The sequence below is a fragment of the Actinoplanes sp. HUAS TT8 genome (genome assembly GCF_051380535.1).
GTDB lineage: Bacteria > Actinomycetota > Actinomycetes > Mycobacteriales > Micromonosporaceae > Actinoplanes.
In genome coordinates this window covers 9,019,618-9,037,149 of sequence record NZ_CP195646.1, presented here as the reverse complement: position 1 = coordinate 9,037,149, position 17,532 = coordinate 9,019,618, and the positions used below count along the sequence as shown (strand labels likewise).

Annotated in this window: 17 protein-coding genes; 12 read left to right on the top strand and 5 right to left on the bottom strand. The window is 69.4% G+C overall.

Features of this window, described 5'->3' with window-relative positions; genetic code table 11:
- The first annotated feature begins 8 nt into the window (after nucleotides 1-8).
- Genes ACSHV8_RS40195 through ccsB form a run of 5 tightly spaced genes read left to right on the top strand, consistent with a single transcriptional unit; the run spans nucleotide 9 to nucleotide 4,633 of the window.
- Complete coding sequence (locus ACSHV8_RS40195) at nucleotides 9-656, top strand: histidine phosphatase family protein (protein ID WP_436537126.1); 648 nt, start codon at nucleotides 9-11, stop codon at nucleotides 654-656.
- A 2-nt stretch (nucleotides 657-658) separates the two neighbouring features.
- Nucleotides 659-1,213, top strand: coding sequence for a TlpA family protein disulfide reductase (locus tag ACSHV8_RS40190; protein WP_436524763.1), 555 nt, complete (start codon nucleotides 659-661; stop codon nucleotides 1,211-1,213).
- Entirely contained in the window at nucleotides 1,213-2,004 is a 792-nt protein-coding gene (locus ACSHV8_RS40185; RefSeq protein ID WP_436524761.1) for a cytochrome c biogenesis CcdA family protein, read from the top strand. Before ACSHV8_RS40190 ends, ACSHV8_RS40185 begins: the two co-directional genes overlap by 1 nt.
- Nucleotides 2,001-3,650 carry a cytochrome c biogenesis protein ResB gene (gene resB, locus ACSHV8_RS40180; protein ID WP_436524759.1) on the top strand — a complete coding sequence of 550 codons (1,650 nt, stop codon included), beginning with the start codon at nucleotides 2,001-2,003 and terminating at the stop codon, nucleotides 3,648-3,650. The genes ACSHV8_RS40185 and resB overlap by 4 nt, the downstream gene beginning before the upstream one ends.
- Nucleotides 3,650-4,633: a c-type cytochrome biogenesis protein CcsB gene (gene ccsB / locus ACSHV8_RS40175; protein ID WP_436524757.1), complete on the top strand. Its 984-nt coding sequence runs from the start codon at nucleotides 3,650-3,652 to the stop codon at nucleotides 4,631-4,633. The genes resB and ccsB overlap by 1 nt, the downstream gene beginning before the upstream one ends.
- 668 nt (nucleotides 4,634-5,301) lie before the next feature.
- Here the strand turns inward: ccsB and ACSHV8_RS40170 are convergent.
- Nucleotides 5,302-6,213: a hypothetical protein gene (locus ACSHV8_RS40170; RefSeq protein WP_436524755.1), complete on the bottom strand. Its 912-nt coding sequence runs from the start codon at nucleotides 6,211-6,213 to the stop codon at nucleotides 5,302-5,304.
- A gap of 79 nt (nucleotides 6,214-6,292) precedes the next feature.
- On the opposite strand from ACSHV8_RS40170, the gene ACSHV8_RS40165 reads away from it, so the two are divergent.
- The 5 genes from ACSHV8_RS40165 to ACSHV8_RS40145 are packed head-to-tail and all read left to right on the top strand — an operon-like array spanning nucleotide 6,293 to nucleotide 10,805.
- Nucleotides 6,293-7,753 (top strand): menaquinone biosynthesis decarboxylase, encoded by a 1,461-nt coding sequence (locus ACSHV8_RS40165; RefSeq protein WP_436524753.1) that lies wholly within the window; start codon nucleotides 6,293-6,295, stop codon nucleotides 7,751-7,753.
- A complete protein-coding gene (gene mqnP, locus ACSHV8_RS40160; protein WP_436524751.1) occupies nucleotides 7,750-8,637 on the top strand; it encodes a menaquinone biosynthesis prenyltransferase MqnP in 888 nt (295 codons plus the stop codon). The genes ACSHV8_RS40165 and mqnP overlap by 4 nt, the downstream gene beginning before the upstream one ends.
- A gap of 31 nt (nucleotides 8,638-8,668) precedes the next feature.
- On the top strand, nucleotides 8,669-9,178 hold the full coding sequence (locus tag ACSHV8_RS40155; protein WP_436524749.1) for a SigE family RNA polymerase sigma factor: 510 nt from the start codon (nucleotides 8,669-8,671) through the stop codon (nucleotides 9,176-9,178).
- Entirely contained in the window at nucleotides 9,162-10,175 is a 1,014-nt protein-coding gene (locus tag ACSHV8_RS40150) for a hypothetical protein (protein ID WP_436524747.1), read from the top strand. Before ACSHV8_RS40155 ends, ACSHV8_RS40150 begins: the two co-directional genes overlap by 17 nt.
- Nucleotides 10,176-10,187: 12 nt before the next feature.
- Nucleotides 10,188-10,805 (top strand): UbiX family flavin prenyltransferase, encoded by a 618-nt coding sequence (locus ACSHV8_RS40145; protein WP_436524745.1) that lies wholly within the window; start codon nucleotides 10,188-10,190, stop codon nucleotides 10,803-10,805.
- Here ACSHV8_RS40145 and ACSHV8_RS40140 read toward each other — a convergent pair.
- Entirely contained in the window at nucleotides 10,802-11,077 is a 276-nt protein-coding gene (locus ACSHV8_RS40140; RefSeq protein ID WP_185038736.1) for a BldC family transcriptional regulator, read from the bottom strand. The two genes, ACSHV8_RS40145 and ACSHV8_RS40140, sit on opposite strands and share 4 nt — an antisense overlap.
- Before the next feature lie 214 nt (nucleotides 11,078-11,291).
- Here ACSHV8_RS40140 and ACSHV8_RS40135 point away from each other — a divergent pair, with 214 nt between their 5' ends.
- Both ACSHV8_RS40135 and ACSHV8_RS40130 read left to right on the top strand, forming a co-directional pair.
- Nucleotides 11,292-11,741 (top strand): Lrp/AsnC family transcriptional regulator, encoded by a 450-nt coding sequence (locus ACSHV8_RS40135; RefSeq protein WP_203748750.1) that lies wholly within the window; start codon nucleotides 11,292-11,294, stop codon nucleotides 11,739-11,741.
- 415 nt (nucleotides 11,742-12,156) lie between these two features.
- Nucleotides 12,157-13,497: a hypothetical protein gene (locus tag ACSHV8_RS40130; RefSeq protein WP_436524742.1), complete on the top strand. Its 1,341-nt coding sequence runs from the start codon at nucleotides 12,157-12,159 to the stop codon at nucleotides 13,495-13,497.
- Here the strand turns inward: ACSHV8_RS40130 and ACSHV8_RS40125 are convergent.
- From ACSHV8_RS40125 to ACSHV8_RS40115, 3 genes are all read right to left on the bottom strand, one after another.
- On the bottom strand, nucleotides 13,472-14,125 hold the full coding sequence (locus ACSHV8_RS40125; RefSeq protein WP_436524740.1) for a putative glycolipid-binding domain-containing protein: 654 nt from the start codon (nucleotides 14,123-14,125) through the stop codon (nucleotides 13,472-13,474). The genes ACSHV8_RS40130 and ACSHV8_RS40125 overlap by 26 nt on opposite strands.
- 218 nt (nucleotides 14,126-14,343) lie before the next feature.
- Complete coding sequence (locus ACSHV8_RS40120; protein WP_436524738.1) at nucleotides 14,344-16,281, bottom strand: DEAD/DEAH box helicase; 1,938 nt, start codon at nucleotides 16,279-16,281, stop codon at nucleotides 14,344-14,346.
- A 256-nt stretch (nucleotides 16,282-16,537) separates the two neighbouring features.
- Nucleotides 16,538-17,245, bottom strand: a complete 708-nt coding sequence (locus tag ACSHV8_RS40115; RefSeq protein WP_436524736.1) for a hypothetical protein — start codon at nucleotides 17,243-17,245, stop codon at nucleotides 16,538-16,540.
- Between the last annotated feature and the right edge of the window lie 287 nt (nucleotides 17,246-17,532).

Genomic DNA, 17,532 nt, shown 5'->3' with positions numbered 1-17,532 from the left:
TGACCGAGTTGACCAAGACGACCGTGCACGTGTTCCGGCACGGCGAGGTCTTCAACCCCACCAAGATCCTGTACGGCCGTCTGCCCGACTTCCACCTCTCCGAGCTGGGTCACCAGATGGCCAAAGCCGCCGCTCAGGCGCTGTCCGGCCGGGACGTGACGCACGTCGTGGCCAGCCCGCTGGAGCGCGCGCAGGAGACGGCCGCCCCGATCTCGGCCGAGTTCAAGCTGGAGACGGCCACCGACGTGCGGCTGATCGAGAGCGCGAACTTCTTCGAGGGCAAGAAGGTCTCGGTCGGTGACGGCGCGTTCAGCAACCCGCGGAACTGGTGGGTGCTGCGCGACCCGATCACCCCGTCCTGGGGCGAGGCGTATATCGCGATCGCCCAGCGCATGTTCGAGGCGCTGCAGGCGGCCCGGGTCGCCGCCGAGGGCCATGAGGCGGTCTGTGTCTCCCACCAGCTGCCGATCTGGACACTGCGGAGGTATGTCGAGGGCAAGCGTCTCTGGCACGATCCGCGTAAGCGGCAGTGTGGTCTGGCCAGCCTGACCTCGTTCCGCTTCGAGGGGTCCAAGGTGGTCGGTATCGACTACACCGAGCCGGCCGCGCACCTGGTCGCCCTCTCCGCGACCGCCAAGACCGCCAAGGGAGCGTGACCGTGCGCCGCCTGCTCGCCGTCACCCTCGCCGCCACCGCCACGGCCGGCGTCCTGGCCGGTTGCGGCGGGGACAACTGGGCGAAGAACTGCACCACCACCAAGGGCGTGGTGGAGTGCGACGCGGCGAACCGGCCGCAGGTCGGCGCGGTCACCGGCGAGCTGCTGGACGGCGGGACGTATGACATCTCCACCGACCGCGGCAAGGTCGTCGTGGTCAACTTCTGGGGTTCCTGGTGCGCCCCGTGTCGCGCCGAGGCGGCCGACCTGGAGTCGACCTACCAGGCCACCAAGGCGAAGAACGTGACGTTCCTGGGGATCAACTCGCGCGACGACAAGGACTCGGCCAAGGCGTTCGAGAAGGGCCGGGTCACGTACCCGAGCGTCTACGACTACGACGGTGACGTCGCGCTGAAGTTCGACGTGACCCAGACGAGCACCCCGGCCACCCTGATCCTGGACCGTCAGGGCCGGATCGCGGTCGCGCTGCGGCGCTCGACCACCGCCGCCGAGCTGCAACCCCTGGTCGAACGGGTGGCGGCGGAGGCGGCCGGCTGATGGGCACCGCGTTCGAGAACACCGCCAGCAGCGGCCCGCTGCTGCTGGCCATCGGCGCGGCCCTGCTCGCGGGCCTGGTCAGCATCCTCTCGCCGTGCGTGTTGCCGCTGGTCCCGGGCTACATCTCGTACGTGACCGGCCTGGCCGGGTCCGATCTCGAAGCGGTGGTCGGCACCAAGGAGGACGCCGGCACGACCCGGACGGTGACGCTGAAGAGCCGCGTCCTGGCCGGGAGCCTGCTCTTCGTGCTCGGCTTCACCGTGGTCTTCACGCTGATCATCACCCTGGTGTCGAACGTGGTGTTCAGCCTCAAGACCAACCAGGACACGCTGAACCTGATCCTCGGCGTGCTGATCATCATCCTGGGCCTGGCCTACCTGGGCTGGATCCCGGGACTGCAGCGCCAGGCCCGGATCAGCAAGCTCCCGGCGGCCGGCCTGCTCGGCGCCCCGGTGTTCGGCGCGATCTTCGCGCTCTCCTGGACACCGTGCGTCGGCCCGACCCTCGGCGCCGTGATCGGCCTGGCCACCACCACCGGTCAGACCAACCGCGCGGTGACCCTGGCGATCGCGTTCAGCCTGGGGCTCGGCGTCCCGTTCATCCTGTTCGGGCTCTTCTTCCGCAAGTTGCTGGGCGTCTTCCAGGCGATCCGCCGCAACAGCCAGTGGGTGACCCGGGTCGGCGGCGCGCTGCTCATCGTCGTCGGGGTCACCCTGGTCAGCGGCCAGTGGAACCACTTCCTGATCTGGCTGCAGACCTCGTTCGACTTCGGAGCGGGGACGCTGCTGTGACCGTCGTGGAGGAACGTCCCGAGACCGCCGAGGCCCCGCCGCCGCGCCGGGTGAACCCGTTCTGGGCCCTGCTGCGCAACTCGTGGCGGCAGCTGACGAGCATGCGTACCGCCCTGGTGCTGCTCTTCCTGCTGGCCGTCGCGGCGATCCCGGGCTCCTACTTCCCGCAGACCGCGGTCAACCGCGAGCGCGTGTCGCAGTACTACACGGCCCACCCCCAGCTGGCCCCGTGGGTCAGCCGGCTGGGCGGCTTCGACGTCTTCGGGTCGCCCTGGTTCGCCTCCATCTACCTGCTGCTGTTCACCTCGCTGATCGGCTGCGTGCTGCCCCGGCTGCGCGATCACGCCCGCGCGCTGCGGACCGTGCCGCCGGAGGCGCCGAAACGGCTGGACCGCCTGCCTCAGCACGCCCCGGCGCGGGACGTGCCGGAGTCCCCGGCCGACACCGCCGACACGCTGGCCCGCACGCTGCGCCGCAAGATGTTCCGCACCCGGGTGCGCGAGCTGCCGGGCGGCGGGTTCTCGGTCGCCGCCGAGAAGGGCTACCTCAAGGAAACCGGCAACCTGCTCTTCCACTTCGCGCTGCTGTCGGTGCTGATCGGGGTCGGTTTCGGTCACTGGTACGGCTGGCACGGCAACCGGATCCTGGTCACCGGCGAGGACCAGGGGTTCTGCAACTCGATCACGCAGTACGACGACTCCTCGCTCGGCCCGCGGGTCACCGCGGCCGACCTGCCGAAGTTCTGCATGCGGATGACCGAGTTCGACGCCACCTACCAGAGCACCGGCCAGCCCAAGTCCTTCCTGGCCCACGCCGAGGTCAAGGAGGGGTCGGGGGACTACCGGAAGGTGGACTTCACGGTCAACGACCCGCTGCGGCTGCACCACGCCAACGTGCATCTGATCGGTCAGGGTTACGCGGTGGTGCTGCGCTACACCGACCGCTACGGCGTCTCGCAGCAGAAGATCGTCCCGTTCCTGCCCACCGACGGCATGCAGACCAGCGAGGGTGTCGCCCAGTTCCCGGACGTCAACATCGACCCGAAGACCAACAAGCGCGACGACCAGCTGCAGGTCGGCTTCGAGGGAGTCTTCCTGCCGACCGGGGGTGACGACGGCACCGCCGTCTCGAAGTTCCCGGCCGAGAACAACCCGGAGCTCTACCTGGCCGCATACCGCGGCAACCTGGGACTCGACGTCGGCAAATCCGGTTCGGTGTACGCGCTGGATCGCACCCAGATCACCAACGGCGAACTGAAGAAGGTGAGCGGCGACCGCCCGCAGGCCCTCAAGCCGGGCCAGTCGTGGACCCTGGACGACGGCACCAAGCTGGAGTTCGTCGGCACCCGCAAGTACGCGACGCTGTCCATCCGGTACGACCCCACCCAGTCGTTGCTGCTGGTCGGGGCCGTGCTCGGACTGATGGGTCTGATGCTCTCCCTGTTCGGCCACCGCCGCCGCATCTGGTTCCGGGTGATGCCCGCGGCCGGGAACACGGGATCCCCAGCCAACGATCAGGAAGCCGGCGGTAGCGTGATCGAAGCCGGTGGTCTGCCCCGAACCGACTATCCGGGGTTCGCGGCCGAATTCGCCGCGCTGACCGGGCCCGCCACGGATGACGGGCACGCCGAGGAAGGAACGCCCTGATGGCGGAGTTGTCCAACCAGCTCATGGCGCTGACCGTGCTGGCTTACCTGGCCGCGATGATCTGTTACGCGGGTGAGTACGCGTTCGGCCGTCGCAGCGTGATCGGCAAGGCGGCCGCCCGGCCGGCCCGGCAGCTGGTCGGCGCCGGAGCGCCGGTCGACACCGACGTCCCGGACGACGCACCGGTCACGCCGGTCGCGCCCGTGACCAGAATCGGTCGCGGTGAGTGGTCCGGTCGCATCGCCGCCGGCCTCAACATCCTGGCTCTGCTCCTGCACCTGGGCACGCTGGTCACCCGCGGCGTCGCGGCCGACCGCATGCCCTGGGGCAACATGTACGAGTACATCCTGTCCGCCACCTTCGTCGGGTCGGCGGTCTGGGTGGGCGTGCTCCTGCGCCGCCCGGCCCTGCGCCACCTGGGCCTGTTCTCCTCGCTGGCCCTGGTGGTCCTGCTCGGCGCGGCCGCCCTGGTCGCCTACACCCCGGTCGGCCCGCTGGTCCCGGCCCTGCACTCGTACTGGTTCATCGTCCACGTCTCGACGGTGATCATCTCGTCCGGCATCTTCCTGATCGGCGCGGTGCCGGCGCTGATGTTCCTGATCAAAAACGGTTACGACGAGGGCAAGCGCAGCTTCCCGTACACCCTCGGCAAGCGCGTACCCACCCCGGCCGTCGTGCTCGAACGGCTCACGTTCCGCCTGCACGCGTTCGCGTTCCCGCTGTTCACCTTCGGCGCGCTGATCGCCGGCCCGCTGTGGGCCGAGGCGTCCTGGGGCCGTTACTGGGGCTGGGACCCGAAGGAGGTCTGGGCGTTCATCTCCTGGGTCGTCTACGCGGCCTACCTGCACGCCCGCGCCACCCCGAGCGTCAAGCGCACGGTCGCGACGTGGATCGCCCTGCTCGGCTTCGTGACGATGCTGATGAATCTCTTCGGCGTCAACCTCTTCTTCGAAGGCCTCCACAGCTACGCCAACGCCCGCTGATCGTTTTCGGCAATCCGGCCCGCGACCTCTTGTCGCGGGCCGTTGTCGTCGAAGATCAAATTCAAGATCTTCATGTCCTAGCTCCGCCGTGGTCCAGATCGTCGCTCCCGCGGGGACCCTTCCGACCCTCGCAGGCCGCTGGCGCGGCCAAAACGCGACGCTCGAAAGGGCGACGTGGTCTTTTGGTCACGCTCAAACCAACAAACCCACCCACGCCCTCCGCCGCCACCCCCAGTCCCGCCGCCACAACCCACGCAACCCCGCCGCCACGCACCCCCAGCCGCGCCCCCACACCCCAGCTGGTGCTGAGGGCTGTTTTCAGACCCAAAAACAGCCCTCAGCACCAGCCGGCGCCGCAAGCCCCGCGCAGGCCCGGCTCGCGGTGCGGGCCGCGCTGCTCGGCTGGCGCTGAGGGCTGTTTTGAGGGGCGAGAGCAGCCGTCAGTACCAGCTGGCGCCGCAAGCCCCGCGCTGGTTCGGCTCGCGGTGTGGGTCGCGGTGCTCGGCTGGTGCTGGGGGCTGTTTTGGGGGCCGAGAGCAGCCCTCAGTACCAGCTGGCGCCGCAAGCCCCGCGCTGGTTCGGCTCGCGGTGTGGGTCGCGGTGCTCGGCTGGTGCTGAGGGCTGTTTTGGGGGCCGAGAGTAGCCGTCAGCACCAGCTGGGGAGTGGGTCAGGGGGTGGGGCGGAGGGCGGTGGGTGAGCGGGTGGGGGTGCTTTCGGGGCAGTCGCCGGCGTTCCAGGTGTCGTAGCGGGTGACCCAGTTCAGGCAGTAGCCGCCGGACTGTTGCTGCTGGCCGGGAGCGACCCCGGTCAGAGTGCCCACATCTTCGCGCCAGAATCGGGACACGCCCCCGGCCGGCGGCCGCAGCTGCACGTTGTCCACCTTCACCGGCGGCACGTCGATCCTCCCCGGCTTCCCGGCGTCCACGTGCACCTCGACGTACTGCTCGACGAACGCGCTGCCCCCGATCGGCAGCTTCTGCGCGGTGAGCAGGTTCCACCGGTTGCTCCACCACAGCCACGCCTGCCACACCCCGCCGGAGTCCGTGTGCAGGTCCAGCCAGACGGTGTCACCGGCCTTGATCGGGTACTGGTCGTAGAACTGCCACGCCTTGGTGTTCGTGTTGTACGTGTACACGTGCGGCTGCCCCGGCGACCGCCACCCGGTCTCCGCCCATCCGGCTTCCAGCCAGGCGATGTTCCCTTTACCCAGGTCCCGTTTGACCATGAACCGCCCGGCGACGAAGTCGTACGTCCCGGCCCGCACGGTCCCGTCCACCACGGTGTACCGCCCGGACACCCCGCTCCATTCGGTGCTCGTACCGGCCCCGAGGTGGTGGTAGCCGCTGGGCGTGAACCCGGGCGCTTTCTCCGCCCGTACCGAAGACTCGGTGAGAGCGACCCGGCAGGCACCCGGCGCCGATGCGGAGGCCGGCCCCGAAGGTGGCCGGGTTGAGGCTGTTCCGGCGACCCCGCACAGGGGAAGCCGCGATCCGGGCGCGGAGTCGGCCGGGGTGACGACGGCGAGGGCGGCCAGCAGACCACCCAGCGCGAAGCACCGGGCCACCCTGCGGAGAGTCACGATCCCTCAACGCGCATCGCAGATCACGAGTGACGGCCCCGGCACGCTGCCGTGCCGGCGCGGTGCCAGACTGGTGCGCATGGCGTCCCGTGGGTTCCCCTATGCCGATCTGCAGAGCTTCCTCGCCGCGCTGGAGCAGGCCGGTGAGCTGCGCCGGGTCAGCGTGCCGGTGGATCCGACGCTGGAGATCAGCGAGGTGGTGACCCGCACGGTCCGCGCCGGCGGTCCGGCGTTGCTGTTCGAGAAGCCGACGCGCGGCGAGATGCCGGTGGCGATCAACCTGTTCGGCACCGAGAAGCGGATGGCGATGGCGTTGGGCGTCGAGACGCTCGACGAGATCGGCGACCGGATCGGTGCGCTGGCCAAGCCGGAGTTGCCGGTCGGCTGGTCCGGGATCCGCGAGGGCATCGCCAAGGTGTTGCAGCTCAAGTCGGTTCCGCCGAAGAAGGTGAAGTCCGCGCCCTGCCAGGAGGTCGTGCTCAAGGGCGACGAGGTCGACCTGAACAAGCTGCCCGGCCTGCAGGTCTGGCCCGGTGACGGCGGGATTTTCCACAACTTCGGGCTGACCCACACCAAGCACCCGGAGACCGGCAAGCGCAACCTGGGTCTGTACCGCCTGCAGCAGCATTCGAAGAACACGCTGGGCATGCACTGGCAGATCCACAAGGATTCGACCGCCCACCACGCGGTCGCCGAGCGGCTCGGGCAGCGTCTGCCGGTGGCGATCGCGATCGGCGCCGACCCGGTGGTGTGTTACGCGGCCAGCGCCCCGCTGCCCGGTGACATCGACGAGTACCTGTTCGCCGGTTTCCTGCGCGGCGAGCGGGTCGAGATGGTCGACTGCCTGACCGTGCCGTTGCAGGTCCCGGCGAATGCGCAGGTGATCCTTGAGGGTTACCTGGAGCCGGGGGAGCGGCTGCCGGAGGGCCCGTTCGGCGACCACACCGGTTACTACACGCCGGTCGAGCCGTTCCCGGTGCTGCACATCGAGTGCATGACGATGCGGAAGGATCCGGTCTACCACTCGATCGTCACGTCGCAGCCGCCGCAGGAGGATCACGGTCTGGGCAAGGCGACCGAGCGGATCTTCCTGCCGCTCGCCAAGATCCTGATCCCGGACATCGTCGACTACGACATGCCGGCCGCCGGTGTCTTCCACAACTGCCTGATCGTGTCGATCAAGAAGCGCTACCCGAAGCACGCGCAGAAGGTGATGAACGCCATCTGGGGCGCCCACCTGATGTCGCTGACCAAGCTGATCGTGGTGGTCGACGAGGACTGTGACGTTCATGACTACAACGAGGTCGCGTTCCGCGCTTTCGGCAACGTTGACTACGCGCGGGACCTGCTGCTGACCGAGGGCCCGGTGGATCACCTGGACCACTCGTCCTACCAGCAGTTCTGGGGTGGCAAGGCGGGCGTCGACGCGACCCGCAAGCTGCCCGCGGAGGGCTATACGCGAGGCTGGCCAGAAGAGATGATCATGTCACCGGAGGTCGTCTCCCTCGTCGACAAGCGGTGGAAGGAATACGGGCTGTGACAGCTGTCGAGGAAAAACCGGGGAAGGTCAAATCCTTCCTGCGGCTCGTCATGATCGAGCACTCGGTCTTCGCGCTGCCGTTCGCCTACCTGTCCGCGCTGGTCGCGATCGACCGGGACGGTTCCGGCCGGCACTGGCTCGACCTGGTGCTGGTCACGGTCGCGATGGTATCCGGGCGTACGTTCGCGATGGCCGCGAACCGGATCCTGGACCGGAAGATCGACGCGCTCAACCCGCGGACGCAGAACCGGGAGCTGGTCACCGGCGCGGTGAGCGTCCGTACGGCCTGGACCGGCGCAATCGTCTCGCTGGTGATCCTGGTCGTCGCGGCCGGCCTGCTCAACCCGCTCTGCCTGGTGCTGTCCCCGCTCGCGGTGATCCCGCTGGTCGTCTACCCGTACGCGAAGCGGTTCACGAACTTCCCGCACTACGTGCTCGCCCTGGCCCAGGCGGTCGCCCCGGTCGGCGCGTGGCTGGCGATCACCGGGACGTTCAGCGGTTCGGGCCCGGCCTGGGTGCTCGGCGTCGCGGTCGGCCTGTGGATCGGCGGCTTCGACATCATCTACGCCTGCCAGGACGTCGAGGTCGACCGGAAGATCGGCGTGCACTCCACGCCGGCCCGCTTCGGGGTGCCGGCCGCCCTGCACATCTCCACGGCCACGCACGTGGTGACGTTCGCGCTGTTCGTCACGTTCGGCCAGCTGGTCGGCCTGAGCTGGCTGTGGTGGATCGGTCTCGCGGTGACCGCGGCCGGCCTGATCTACCAGCACGTGGTGGTCACCGCGAACGACCTCTCCAAGGTCAACCGCGCGTTCTTCACCGCGAACGGCTTCATCGCCATCACTATCTTCGTCTTCGCGCTGCTCGATCTGATCCTGCTGTAACCGGATCGACCGCCGCCTCCGTCTTATCCGCGTGAGCGATAGAGAGGCCGAGTTCCGGACGTTCGTCGCCGCGCGGATGGAATCGCTGCGCGGTCTGGCGTACCTCACGTGCGGTGACTGGCAGGCCGCCGAGGACGCGGTGATGGCCGCGCTGTCGAAGCTGTACGTCAAGTGGTCCAGCATCGACAACCAAGACACTTACGCGCGTACGGCGGTGGTCCGCGCGGCCATCGACGAAACCCGCCGCCCATGGTGGCGACGCGAGCGCGCCCACAGCCACGCCATGCCCGACCGGGAACAGCCGGACGGCACCAGCGCTGTGGACGAGCGTCTGCGCATGCGGGAGGCGTTGAGTCACCTGCCCGCCAAGCAGCGGGCCGTCCTGGTGCTGCGGTTCCTGGAGGGGCTCAACGTCCAGGAGACCGCGGCCGCCCTCAAATGCCCCGAGGGGACCGTCAAGGTCTACACCGCGCGTGGTCTCGGCACGCTCCGGCAGATGTTCGGCACCGAGTTGGAGGCCCGTCATGAAGCAGCTGTCTGACCTGCTGTGGGAGGCGCGGGCCGACGCGCCCCCGCCGCGTTACGACGTCGACGACGTGGTGGTCGCGGGCCGGCGTCGGAAACGTCGGCGGCAGGCGACCTGGGTTGCCGCCGCGGCGGTCGTGGTGGCGACGGTGGGGGTGGCGCTTGTCGTGCCACGGGGGTCCGCCGTCACGCCCGCTCTGCCCGCGGCGCCGACGGTCACGCCGTCCACGTCCTACTACACCTTCTCATTCCGGGGTTTCACCGCCGGTAACTACGTGATCGCCGATCCCGACACTCTGATGATGGATCGGAGCGTGGCCGAGGTGCGGACGGCCGGCTCGTCCGACACCGTCGCCGATCTCGAGGCCTATCTGCCCGGGGTCCAGCCGGCCTTCAAGGGCTGGACGAGGCGGGAGGCCGAGCCGATCAACGGCCGTAAGGCGTTCTACCTGACCCGGAGCAGCGACGAGGGTCTCATCTGGGAGTACGCCGACGGAGCCCTGGCCTTCCTGCGACCGGGCGCCGATCCGTTGCCACGGGCCGATCTCCGGAAGATCGCCGGATCGTTCCGGCCCGGCGGGGGTCAGATCCTGCGCACCCCGTTGAAGGTCGGTTACGTCCCCGCGGACTATCGACTGATCACGCTGCGGTCCAGCACCGATGGATCCTTTGCCACGTTCGTGCCCGCCGCGCAGGTCGAGACGATCCTCGCCAGCCCGAGCCGCATGTATCCACCGGGGAAGGTCGAGAAAGTGATCACCATCGGCGTCAACAAGTCGATCCCGGGCGAGGACCCCGCCCCGGAGAAGCTGAACTGCCTGGTCGGTCCGGGCCGGTGCGAACGCGCGCTGACCGATGGTTTCCGGCTGCGGATCCTCGGTCAGGGCCCTGCGGTGTCCGAGACCGAGAAGCTCGCCCGGGCAATCACCGCAGCCGACCCGGCCGACCCGGAGAAGTGGATTCCGGCGGATGAGGCGTTCCCCACCTCGGCCCTGCTCACCGGCAACAGGTAGCACACTGGAGGCATGCGCGAACCCTGGATCGTCGGCGTCTCCGGCGCCTCCGGCACCCCGTATGCGAAGGCAGTGATCGGAGGGCTGCTGGACGCCGGCGAGTCGGTCGACCTGGTCGTCTCCCGGGCGGCCCGGTTGACGCTGCTGGACGAGACCGGCGCCACGATCCGGGACGCGCATTGGAAGGACGACGTCGCCGCCTGGCTCGGCCGTGATCTCGGCGATCTGACGTATTGGCCGGCCAATGATCTGGCGGCCGGGCCGAGCAGTGGTTCCTATCCGGCGAAGGGCATGGCCGTGGTTCCGGCGAGCACCGCGGCCTGCGCGGGGATCGCCATCGGCCTCTCGAAGGACCTGCTGCAGCGCGCGGCCGAGGTCAATCTGAAGGAACGCCGGAAGACTGTGGTGGTGCCGCGGGAAACTCCGGTCACCCGCAGTCACCTGGAGCATTTGATCGCCCTCATCGATGGCGGTGCGGTGGTGCTGCCGGCCAGTCCCGGTTTCTACGGGTCCGGTGCAGACGCCACCGCACAGCAACTCATCGATTTCATTGCGGGCAAGGTGCTGGACTCGCTAGGGGTGGAACACACCCTGATGCGGCGATGGAGCGGACAGATCGGTGAGCGCTAGCGCAGACCGTTCGGCGGGCCGTAACCCGCACCCGGGTTGGTCGGGCCGCTGTTCCGCGGCTTGTTCGCCGCGTCGTCCTCGCGCATCTCCTCGATCACGCCGTCGCCCTCAAGAAGGGCCTTGACTTCGGATTCGCGGAATCGGCGGTGTCCACCCGGAGTACGGATGCTGCCGATACGCCCGGCTGCCGCCCAGCGTGTCACCGTTTTCGGATCGACGCGGAACAATGCGGCCACCTCACCGGGTGTGAGCAGACGGTCTCCAGTGTCCACAACCCCCTCCTCGGTTCTGTTTTTCTGGAGCGGCCGGTGGTCACGGTGAGTGTCGGCATGCTCGATCGGGACGTAAAGCCATTAGAGCACCGCCCCTGAAGCAAGTCCGTGAAATGCGGAAAAAGCCCCGATTGCGACAACGATCATTATCCTGCCCCCCATTCGCCGCTACCGGGCGTGAGTGCCGGGGAGCCACCCGATTAGGGTTTCAGGCATGGACTCCATCGACCTCCGGCTGATCGACCTGCTACGGGAGAACGCGCGCTCGTCGTACGCCGAACTGGCCCGCAAGGTCGGGCTCTCCGCCCCCGCGGTGCACGAGCGTGTGGGTAAGCTCGAAGCCGCCGGCACCATTCGTGGCTACCGGGCTGACGTCGACCACGAGGCGGTCGGTCTCGGTGTCACCGCGTTGATCGGCATCGTCGAGGATTCCGGCGCCGACACCGACGACGTGCTCGCCGCCGTGCGGGCCATGCCCGAGGTCGAGAGCTGCTATTTCATGGCCGGCGTGGAGTCGTACCAACTGATCGTCCGGGTCGGCACGATCGCGGAGCTGGAGCAGCTGATTGTCCGGATCAACCGCACGCCCGGCGTCGCCTCCACCCGCACCGCCATTGCCCTCTCCACCAAGTGGGAGAACCGGCCCCAGCCGGGCGTCGCCTGAAATTCAAATTCCCATTGGGTACGGCCGCAGCAGCGCCCGCCGCGTGGCGCCGACGTGAGGCCTGGCACCCGGCTCTCAGGGGGTGCCTGAGGGCCAGCCGGCCGGGCGCGAGGCGCGTCTCGCAGCCGGCACCGGACGCGGGTCGCGTGCGGATCGGCTGGGCGGGCGGCTCACCGCCGTACGGCGAAATGGGTTGAGACCGGGCGAAGAGGACCGGAGGCACGGCAGGATCTAGGCCACATCGATGCGTCGTGATTAGATCCCGCGCGTGGAAGATCTTTCGCGTCCGGAGTTTCCCGAGCGCCCGGATTCCGGCGGCCACCCGGCCTATCCGGCCTACCCGGAGCAACCGGTGTATCCGACGCATCCGGTATATCCAGCGCATCCGGGATACGGAACGCCGCCGGGATACGGGATGCAGCCCGGATTCGAGGCCCAGCCGGGATTCGGGGCGCAGCCGGGATTTGCCGCGCCGCCGCCGCCCGGGGGATCGCGGAAGCCCGCTCTCGTCGCCGCCCTGATCGCGATCGTCCTGGCCGCCGCCGCCGGCGCGATCGTTTTCTGGCCGGCGAAGGACGACTCCGCGAAGGCCACCGCGGACCCGGCCGCGACCCGCCCGCCGACCGCCTTCGAACTCGCCCAGCAGCGTCTCGTGCTGCAGGCCCAGGCCTTGGCGAAGGGCGACGAGAAGGGCTGGCTGACCCCGGTCGACCCGGCCCGGAAGACGCTCGTCACCCGCTACCGCACGATGTTCCGCAACCTGCGCGGCCTGGAGCTCAGCCACGCCGAGTTCCACAGCGACAAGCTCCCCGAGACCACCGCCGACCAGGTCGTGGTGCAGGCGACGCTCGGCTACTGCCTCTCCGGCGTCACCTGCCCGGCCTGGAACGGCAACTACGGCACGGGCGCGGCCAAAGCTACCTACAAGCTGACGTTCCAGCTGCTCAAGGGCCTGTGGACGATCACCGCGCTGGACGACACGACCGGGGTGAAGAACAACTACCTGCAGCCGGCGCCCTGGGACAACGTGGCGCTGACCATGGTCAAGGGCAAGCGGGTGATCGTCGCCGGGCCGACCAGCCAGGCCAAACGGATCAAGCAGGTGCTCCCGCTGGCCGAGAAGGCGGCCAAGGTCGTCGACAAGTACGCCGGCTACGTCGGCAACCCGCAGAAGCGTTACCGCATCTACGTGGCCGACGAGAAAGGCTGGAAGAACTGGTACGGCGGCGTCGACCAGTCCTGGATCATCGGCTACGAGATGCCGCTCAACGCGACCGGCGGTGACATCATCCTGCGCGCCAAGACCAGCGGCAACCAGCGCCAGCTGGCCGTCACGGTCCAGCACGAGCTGACCCACGTGGTGACCCTGGGTGGCGCCGACTGGGCCTCCGGGGACGACCAGTGGCTGGTCGAGGGCATCGCCGAGTACGTCGGCGCGTTGCCCCGCAAGCCGCAGGACACCGGCAACCACGACGTGCTGTCCGACTCGTTCAAGCGGCGGGGCGTGCCGAAGACGATGGCCGTGCCGCCACTGGCCGACAACGCGGACGATCTGACGGTCAACACGCTCTACGCGATGGGGCATTACGCGTCGGCGTGCATGGCCGAGACGTTCGGCGAACGCAAACTGTTCCAGTTCACGAACCAGGTGCTGCGCCTGGGGAAGAAGAAGGACGAGGCGTCCCGGAGCGTTTACGGCAAGCCGTTCGCCACCGTCGACAAGACGTGCCTCACCTGGATTCGGGAACGGGTCTGACGCCCGGCTCGACACGCCGCGCCAGCCCCGGATAGTCGACCACGAAGCCGTCGTCGTCGACGGTCAGATCGGCCGCGAACGTCTCACTGGCGTACCGCACCTGGCCCGAACCCAGCGGCGTGTAGATCTGGTCGGCCTGGACCACCTCCAGGCTCGGCACCAGCACCCACGCGACGCTCAGCCGGTGCGACAGGCCGGTCTCGCCGCTCAACAGATCCAGCCGGCGGATCGGCAGCGTGTTGGTGAGCGGCGACGCGCCCAGATCGACGTCGAACGCCCCGAAAAGACGGTCCGGGTCCTCGATCCCGGGCAGACCGGCGCGGGCGTGCCCGGCGGCCACCAGAGCCGCGTCCAGGTCGCCCTGATCCGAGGTGGTCACCCGCCAGCGACCGGCGGCCATCTCCAGCCGCACCCCGCGGGCCCAGCCGGCACCCTCGGTCCGCACGTCCAGGTAGGCGGTCGCCCAACCCGGATCGGTCCGGATCTCGTAGCGGCAGGAGTAGGTGACCGGTGTCGCGGCCAGCGCGACCCCCTGGGCATACAGCCCATTTCGCGCGTCCAGCCGCACATGCTCGCTGCCGGGGACATCCCGGCGTTCCCAGAACAACCCTGCCGACAGCATGCCCATACCGGCAAGCTACCCGGCTTCGCCGCCGGAAAAGCCTGCGTGGTCCAGGTTTCTCCCTCGGCGGCGGCCACGATCATTTTCTTTCCCGTACGGAGGGTGAGCGTCGCGCCGCGGAAAGGCCTGTGGACAGTCCTGTGGATAACGGAAAGCCCCGGCTCGCGGCTGCGAGTCGGGGCTCCCGTTCGTGCTTCAGATCAGTGGTGCGTCAAACCTGTGGATCAGTGGCTGCGCGCGGGCCGCGGCGAGTTGAAGCGGCCCGGGCCCTCACGACGGTCCGTGCGCTGCCCGTCCCGGCGCTGGCCGGACGGACGGTCACCGGTCGCCGCCGGGCGAGCCGGACGGTCACCGAACGCGCGGTCACCGAACGAACGCTCGCCGCCGGTCCGCGGACGGTCACCGAAGCGACGGTCCCCACCGCGGTCACCGAAATTCCCACGGTCGCCGGCACCCGACGCGGAAGCCGGACGGTCACCGTAGCCGCCACGCTCGCCGGCCGGACGGTCACCGAAGCCGGTGCGAGGACGGTCGCCGTAGCCACCACCCGCGGGACGGTCACCGAAGCCGGTGCGGGGACGGTCGCCGAAGCTGCCGCGCTCGCCAGCCGGACGGTCACCCCGGTAACCACCACGGTCGTTCCGGTCGCTGTAGGAGCGCTGCGGCCGGTCCCCGTAGCGGGGCCGGTCACCGCGGTCACCGCCGCCGAAGCGGCCACGACCGCCACCGGAGCGCTCACGCCGCGGCTCCGGCTCCTCGACGACCGGGATGCCACTCGGCTCCTGAGCGCCGGTGATCGCGGCCAGCTTCTCGTCGCCCAGACGCACCCGGACCTCGGCCGGCGCGACGCCCGCCTTGGCCATCATGGCCTGGGTGGTGCGGCGCTGCTTGGGCAGAACCAGGGTGACGACCGCACCGGACTCGCCGGCCCGAGCCGTACGGCCGGCGCGGTGCAGGTAGTCCTTCGGGTCCTTGGGCGGGTCCACGTGCACGACCAGCGAAACCCCGTCGACGTGAATGCCCCGGGCGGCCACGTCCGTGGCGACCAGAACGTTCGTCCGGCCTTCCTTGAACTCGGCCAGGGTCCGGGTGCGCACCCGCTGGGTCTTGCCGCCGTGCAGCGCACCGGCCCGGACACCGACGGCCGCGAGCTGCTCGGCCAGGCGGTCGACGCCCATCTGCGTGCGCGCGAAGACGATGGTCTTGCCGTCCCGGTTCGCGATCCACGAGGTGATCGGGAACTTGTCGGCCGGCGGGATCAGCAGCAGGTGGTGATCCATCGTGGACACGCTGGCCTCGGCCGGCGCGGTCGAGTGAGTCACCGGGTCGTGCATGAACCGCTTGACCAGGGTGTCGACGTCACCGTCCAGAGTGGCCGAGAAGAGCAGACGCTGCGCGTTCTCCGGCGTCTTGGCCAGCAGGTCGGTGACCTCGGGCAGGAAGCCCATGTCGGCCATCTGGTCGGCCTCGTCGAGAACCGTGACCTCGACGTCGTCGAGCTTGCAGGCGCCCCGCTCGATCAGGTCGGCGAGCCGGCCCGGAGTGGCGACGATGACCTCGACGCCGCGGCGCAGAGCATCCATCTGGCGGTCGTAGGGAACCCCGCCGACGGCCGTCTTCAGGAAGACACCGACCGAACGGCCGACCGGCATCAGCGAGTCGGCGACCTGCATCGCCAGCTCACGGGTCGGAACCAGGATCAGAGCCTTCGGGTAGTGCGGGCGAGCCTTGCCACTCTTAGCCGTGCGGGCGAGCACCGGCAGGCCGAAGGCGAGCGTCTTGCCCGAGCCGGTCTGGCCACGGCCGAGCACGTCACGACCGGCCAGCGCGTCCGGCACGGTCGCGGCCTGGATCTCGAACGGGGTGGTGATGCCCTCACGGGTGAGGACTCGCACGATCTCGGCGGGAACGCCCAGGTCGGCGAAGGTGAGAGCCGGCGCGGCGGGGGTCTCGTCGGTCTCGGCGGCGACCTCGGCCGCGGGAGCCTCGACGGCGGCGGTCTCGGCGATCTCAGTCTCAGCGGTCTCAGCCGCGGGAGTCTCGGCGGCGGCCTCGGGGGCGGCCGGCTCGGCGGTGACGGTGACGTCGGTGCCGGTGGTGTCGTCAGTGCTGTTGCTGTCGAAAACGGACGGGAACGTGCTGGGGTCAGCGAAAGTGGTCAAGAGAACCTCTCTACGGGGGCGCATGCTCGCGAATAGCCCGCCGCGGTTGTCGAGAACCGCCCGCTGAAATGCCCGCAAGAACGCCCGAGGCATGCACCGGGTGGGCACGCCGCTTCAATAACTGCCATAAGTGTACGTGTGAACGCTCGCGCCACCGACCGCATTCCCGTCGGGTAGTGGGCAGGCTCACCTCAGCGCACAACCTCGCCAGCTTAGAGCAGGTGCCCCCAGGCAGCAAACAACCCCGGCCGTCCGCTCAGCCGGTGACACCCTTCAGCATGTCGCTGAAGCTGCTGCCCACGGTGAGGACGAAGACCAGGCTCACGGCCACCAGCAGGCCGAGAACGATGAGCATGGCCACGACCACCTTGAGGTTCCCGCGGCGCTGGTCGACCTTCGCGTCGTGCCAGCCCTGGGCCAGGATGTGCCCGGTCAGCGAGCCCGAGTTCTCCACCGGATCGTTGGACGGGACGGGCATCTCCAGCGCCGGGTAGCCGCCGGTGCTGCTGTAGAGCTGACCGCCCTGATTGCGCTGAGCGGACGAACGATCCGGCTGAGTCGGCACATAGTTCACCGGCATGGTGGAGTCGATGTTCGTGGCGGTGGCGAGATTCACCGGGAGTGTCATGTCACCGGCGCCGCGCCCGCCCAGGTTCATCGGCGCGGTCAGGTCGCCGCCGGCCGGCCCGACCGGCATGGTCCGGTCGAAGTCGCCGTTCGAGGCCGCCGTGGACAGCGGCATCGTCATGTCCGGATTCCCGGCAGCACCCGTGCGAAGCGGCATCGTCATGTCCGGGTTCCCCGCGGCGCCCGGGCGCAACGGCGCGGTCAGGTCCGGGTTTCCCGCGGCGGGCGTCCGCAGCGGTGCGGTCAGGTCCGGATTCCCCGCGGCGGCGGTGCGGAGCGGCTGGGTCAGGTCAGGGTTGGCCGGGGCCGGTGGAAAGCCGGAGGTGCCGTTGGACATGGGCGGAAGGACTCCCGTCGGGCCGCCGCTCACCGGCGGCATCGTGTACGAAGGCAGACCGTTCCCGATCACCGGAGGCGGCGGGAACACCGGACCCGGTCCGGGCGGCGGCGCGGGCACCGGGCTCGGCCCGGGCGGGCCGGGAACCGGGCTCGGCGTCGGGCCGGGCGGAACCGGGGACGGTCCGGGGCCGGGCGGCACCGGGCTGGGACCCGGCGTCGGCGGCACCGGTGAAGGTCCGGGACCAGGGGGAACGGGGCTCGGCGGGTACGGATTCGGCACCGGGC

Bases quoted from the DNA above. Each gene is read 5' to 3' on its own strand.
- ACSHV8_RS40145 (WP_436524745.1), top strand. From the start codon at position 10,188: ATGCGCGAACCCTGGATCGTCGGCGTCTCCGGCGCCTCCGGCACCCCG.
- ccsB (WP_436524757.1), top strand. From the start codon at position 3,650: ATGGCGGAGTTGTCCAACCAGCTCATGGCGCTGACCGTGCTGGCTTAC.
- ACSHV8_RS40135 (WP_203748750.1), top strand. From the start codon at position 11,292: ATGGACTCCATCGACCTCCGGCTGATCGACCTGCTACGGGAGAACGCG.
- ACSHV8_RS40115 (WP_436524736.1), bottom strand. From the start codon at position 17,245: ATGTCCAACGGCACCTCCGGCTTTCCACCGGCCCCGGCCAACCCTGAC.
- ACSHV8_RS40165 (WP_436524753.1), top strand. From the start codon at position 6,293: ATGGCGTCCCGTGGGTTCCCCTATGCCGATCTGCAGAGCTTCCTCGCC.
- ACSHV8_RS40185 (WP_436524761.1), top strand. From the start codon at position 1,213: ATGGGCACCGCGTTCGAGAACACCGCCAGCAGCGGCCCGCTGCTGCTG.
- ACSHV8_RS40130 (WP_436524742.1), top strand. From the start codon at position 12,157: ATGCAGCCCGGATTCGAGGCCCAGCCGGGATTCGGGGCGCAGCCGGGA.
- ACSHV8_RS40150 (WP_436524747.1), top strand. From the start codon at position 9,162: ATGAAGCAGCTGTCTGACCTGCTGTGGGAGGCGCGGGCCGACGCGCCC.
- ACSHV8_RS40125 (WP_436524740.1), bottom strand. From the start codon at position 14,125: ATGGGCATGCTGTCGGCAGGGTTGTTCTGGGAACGCCGGGATGTCCCC.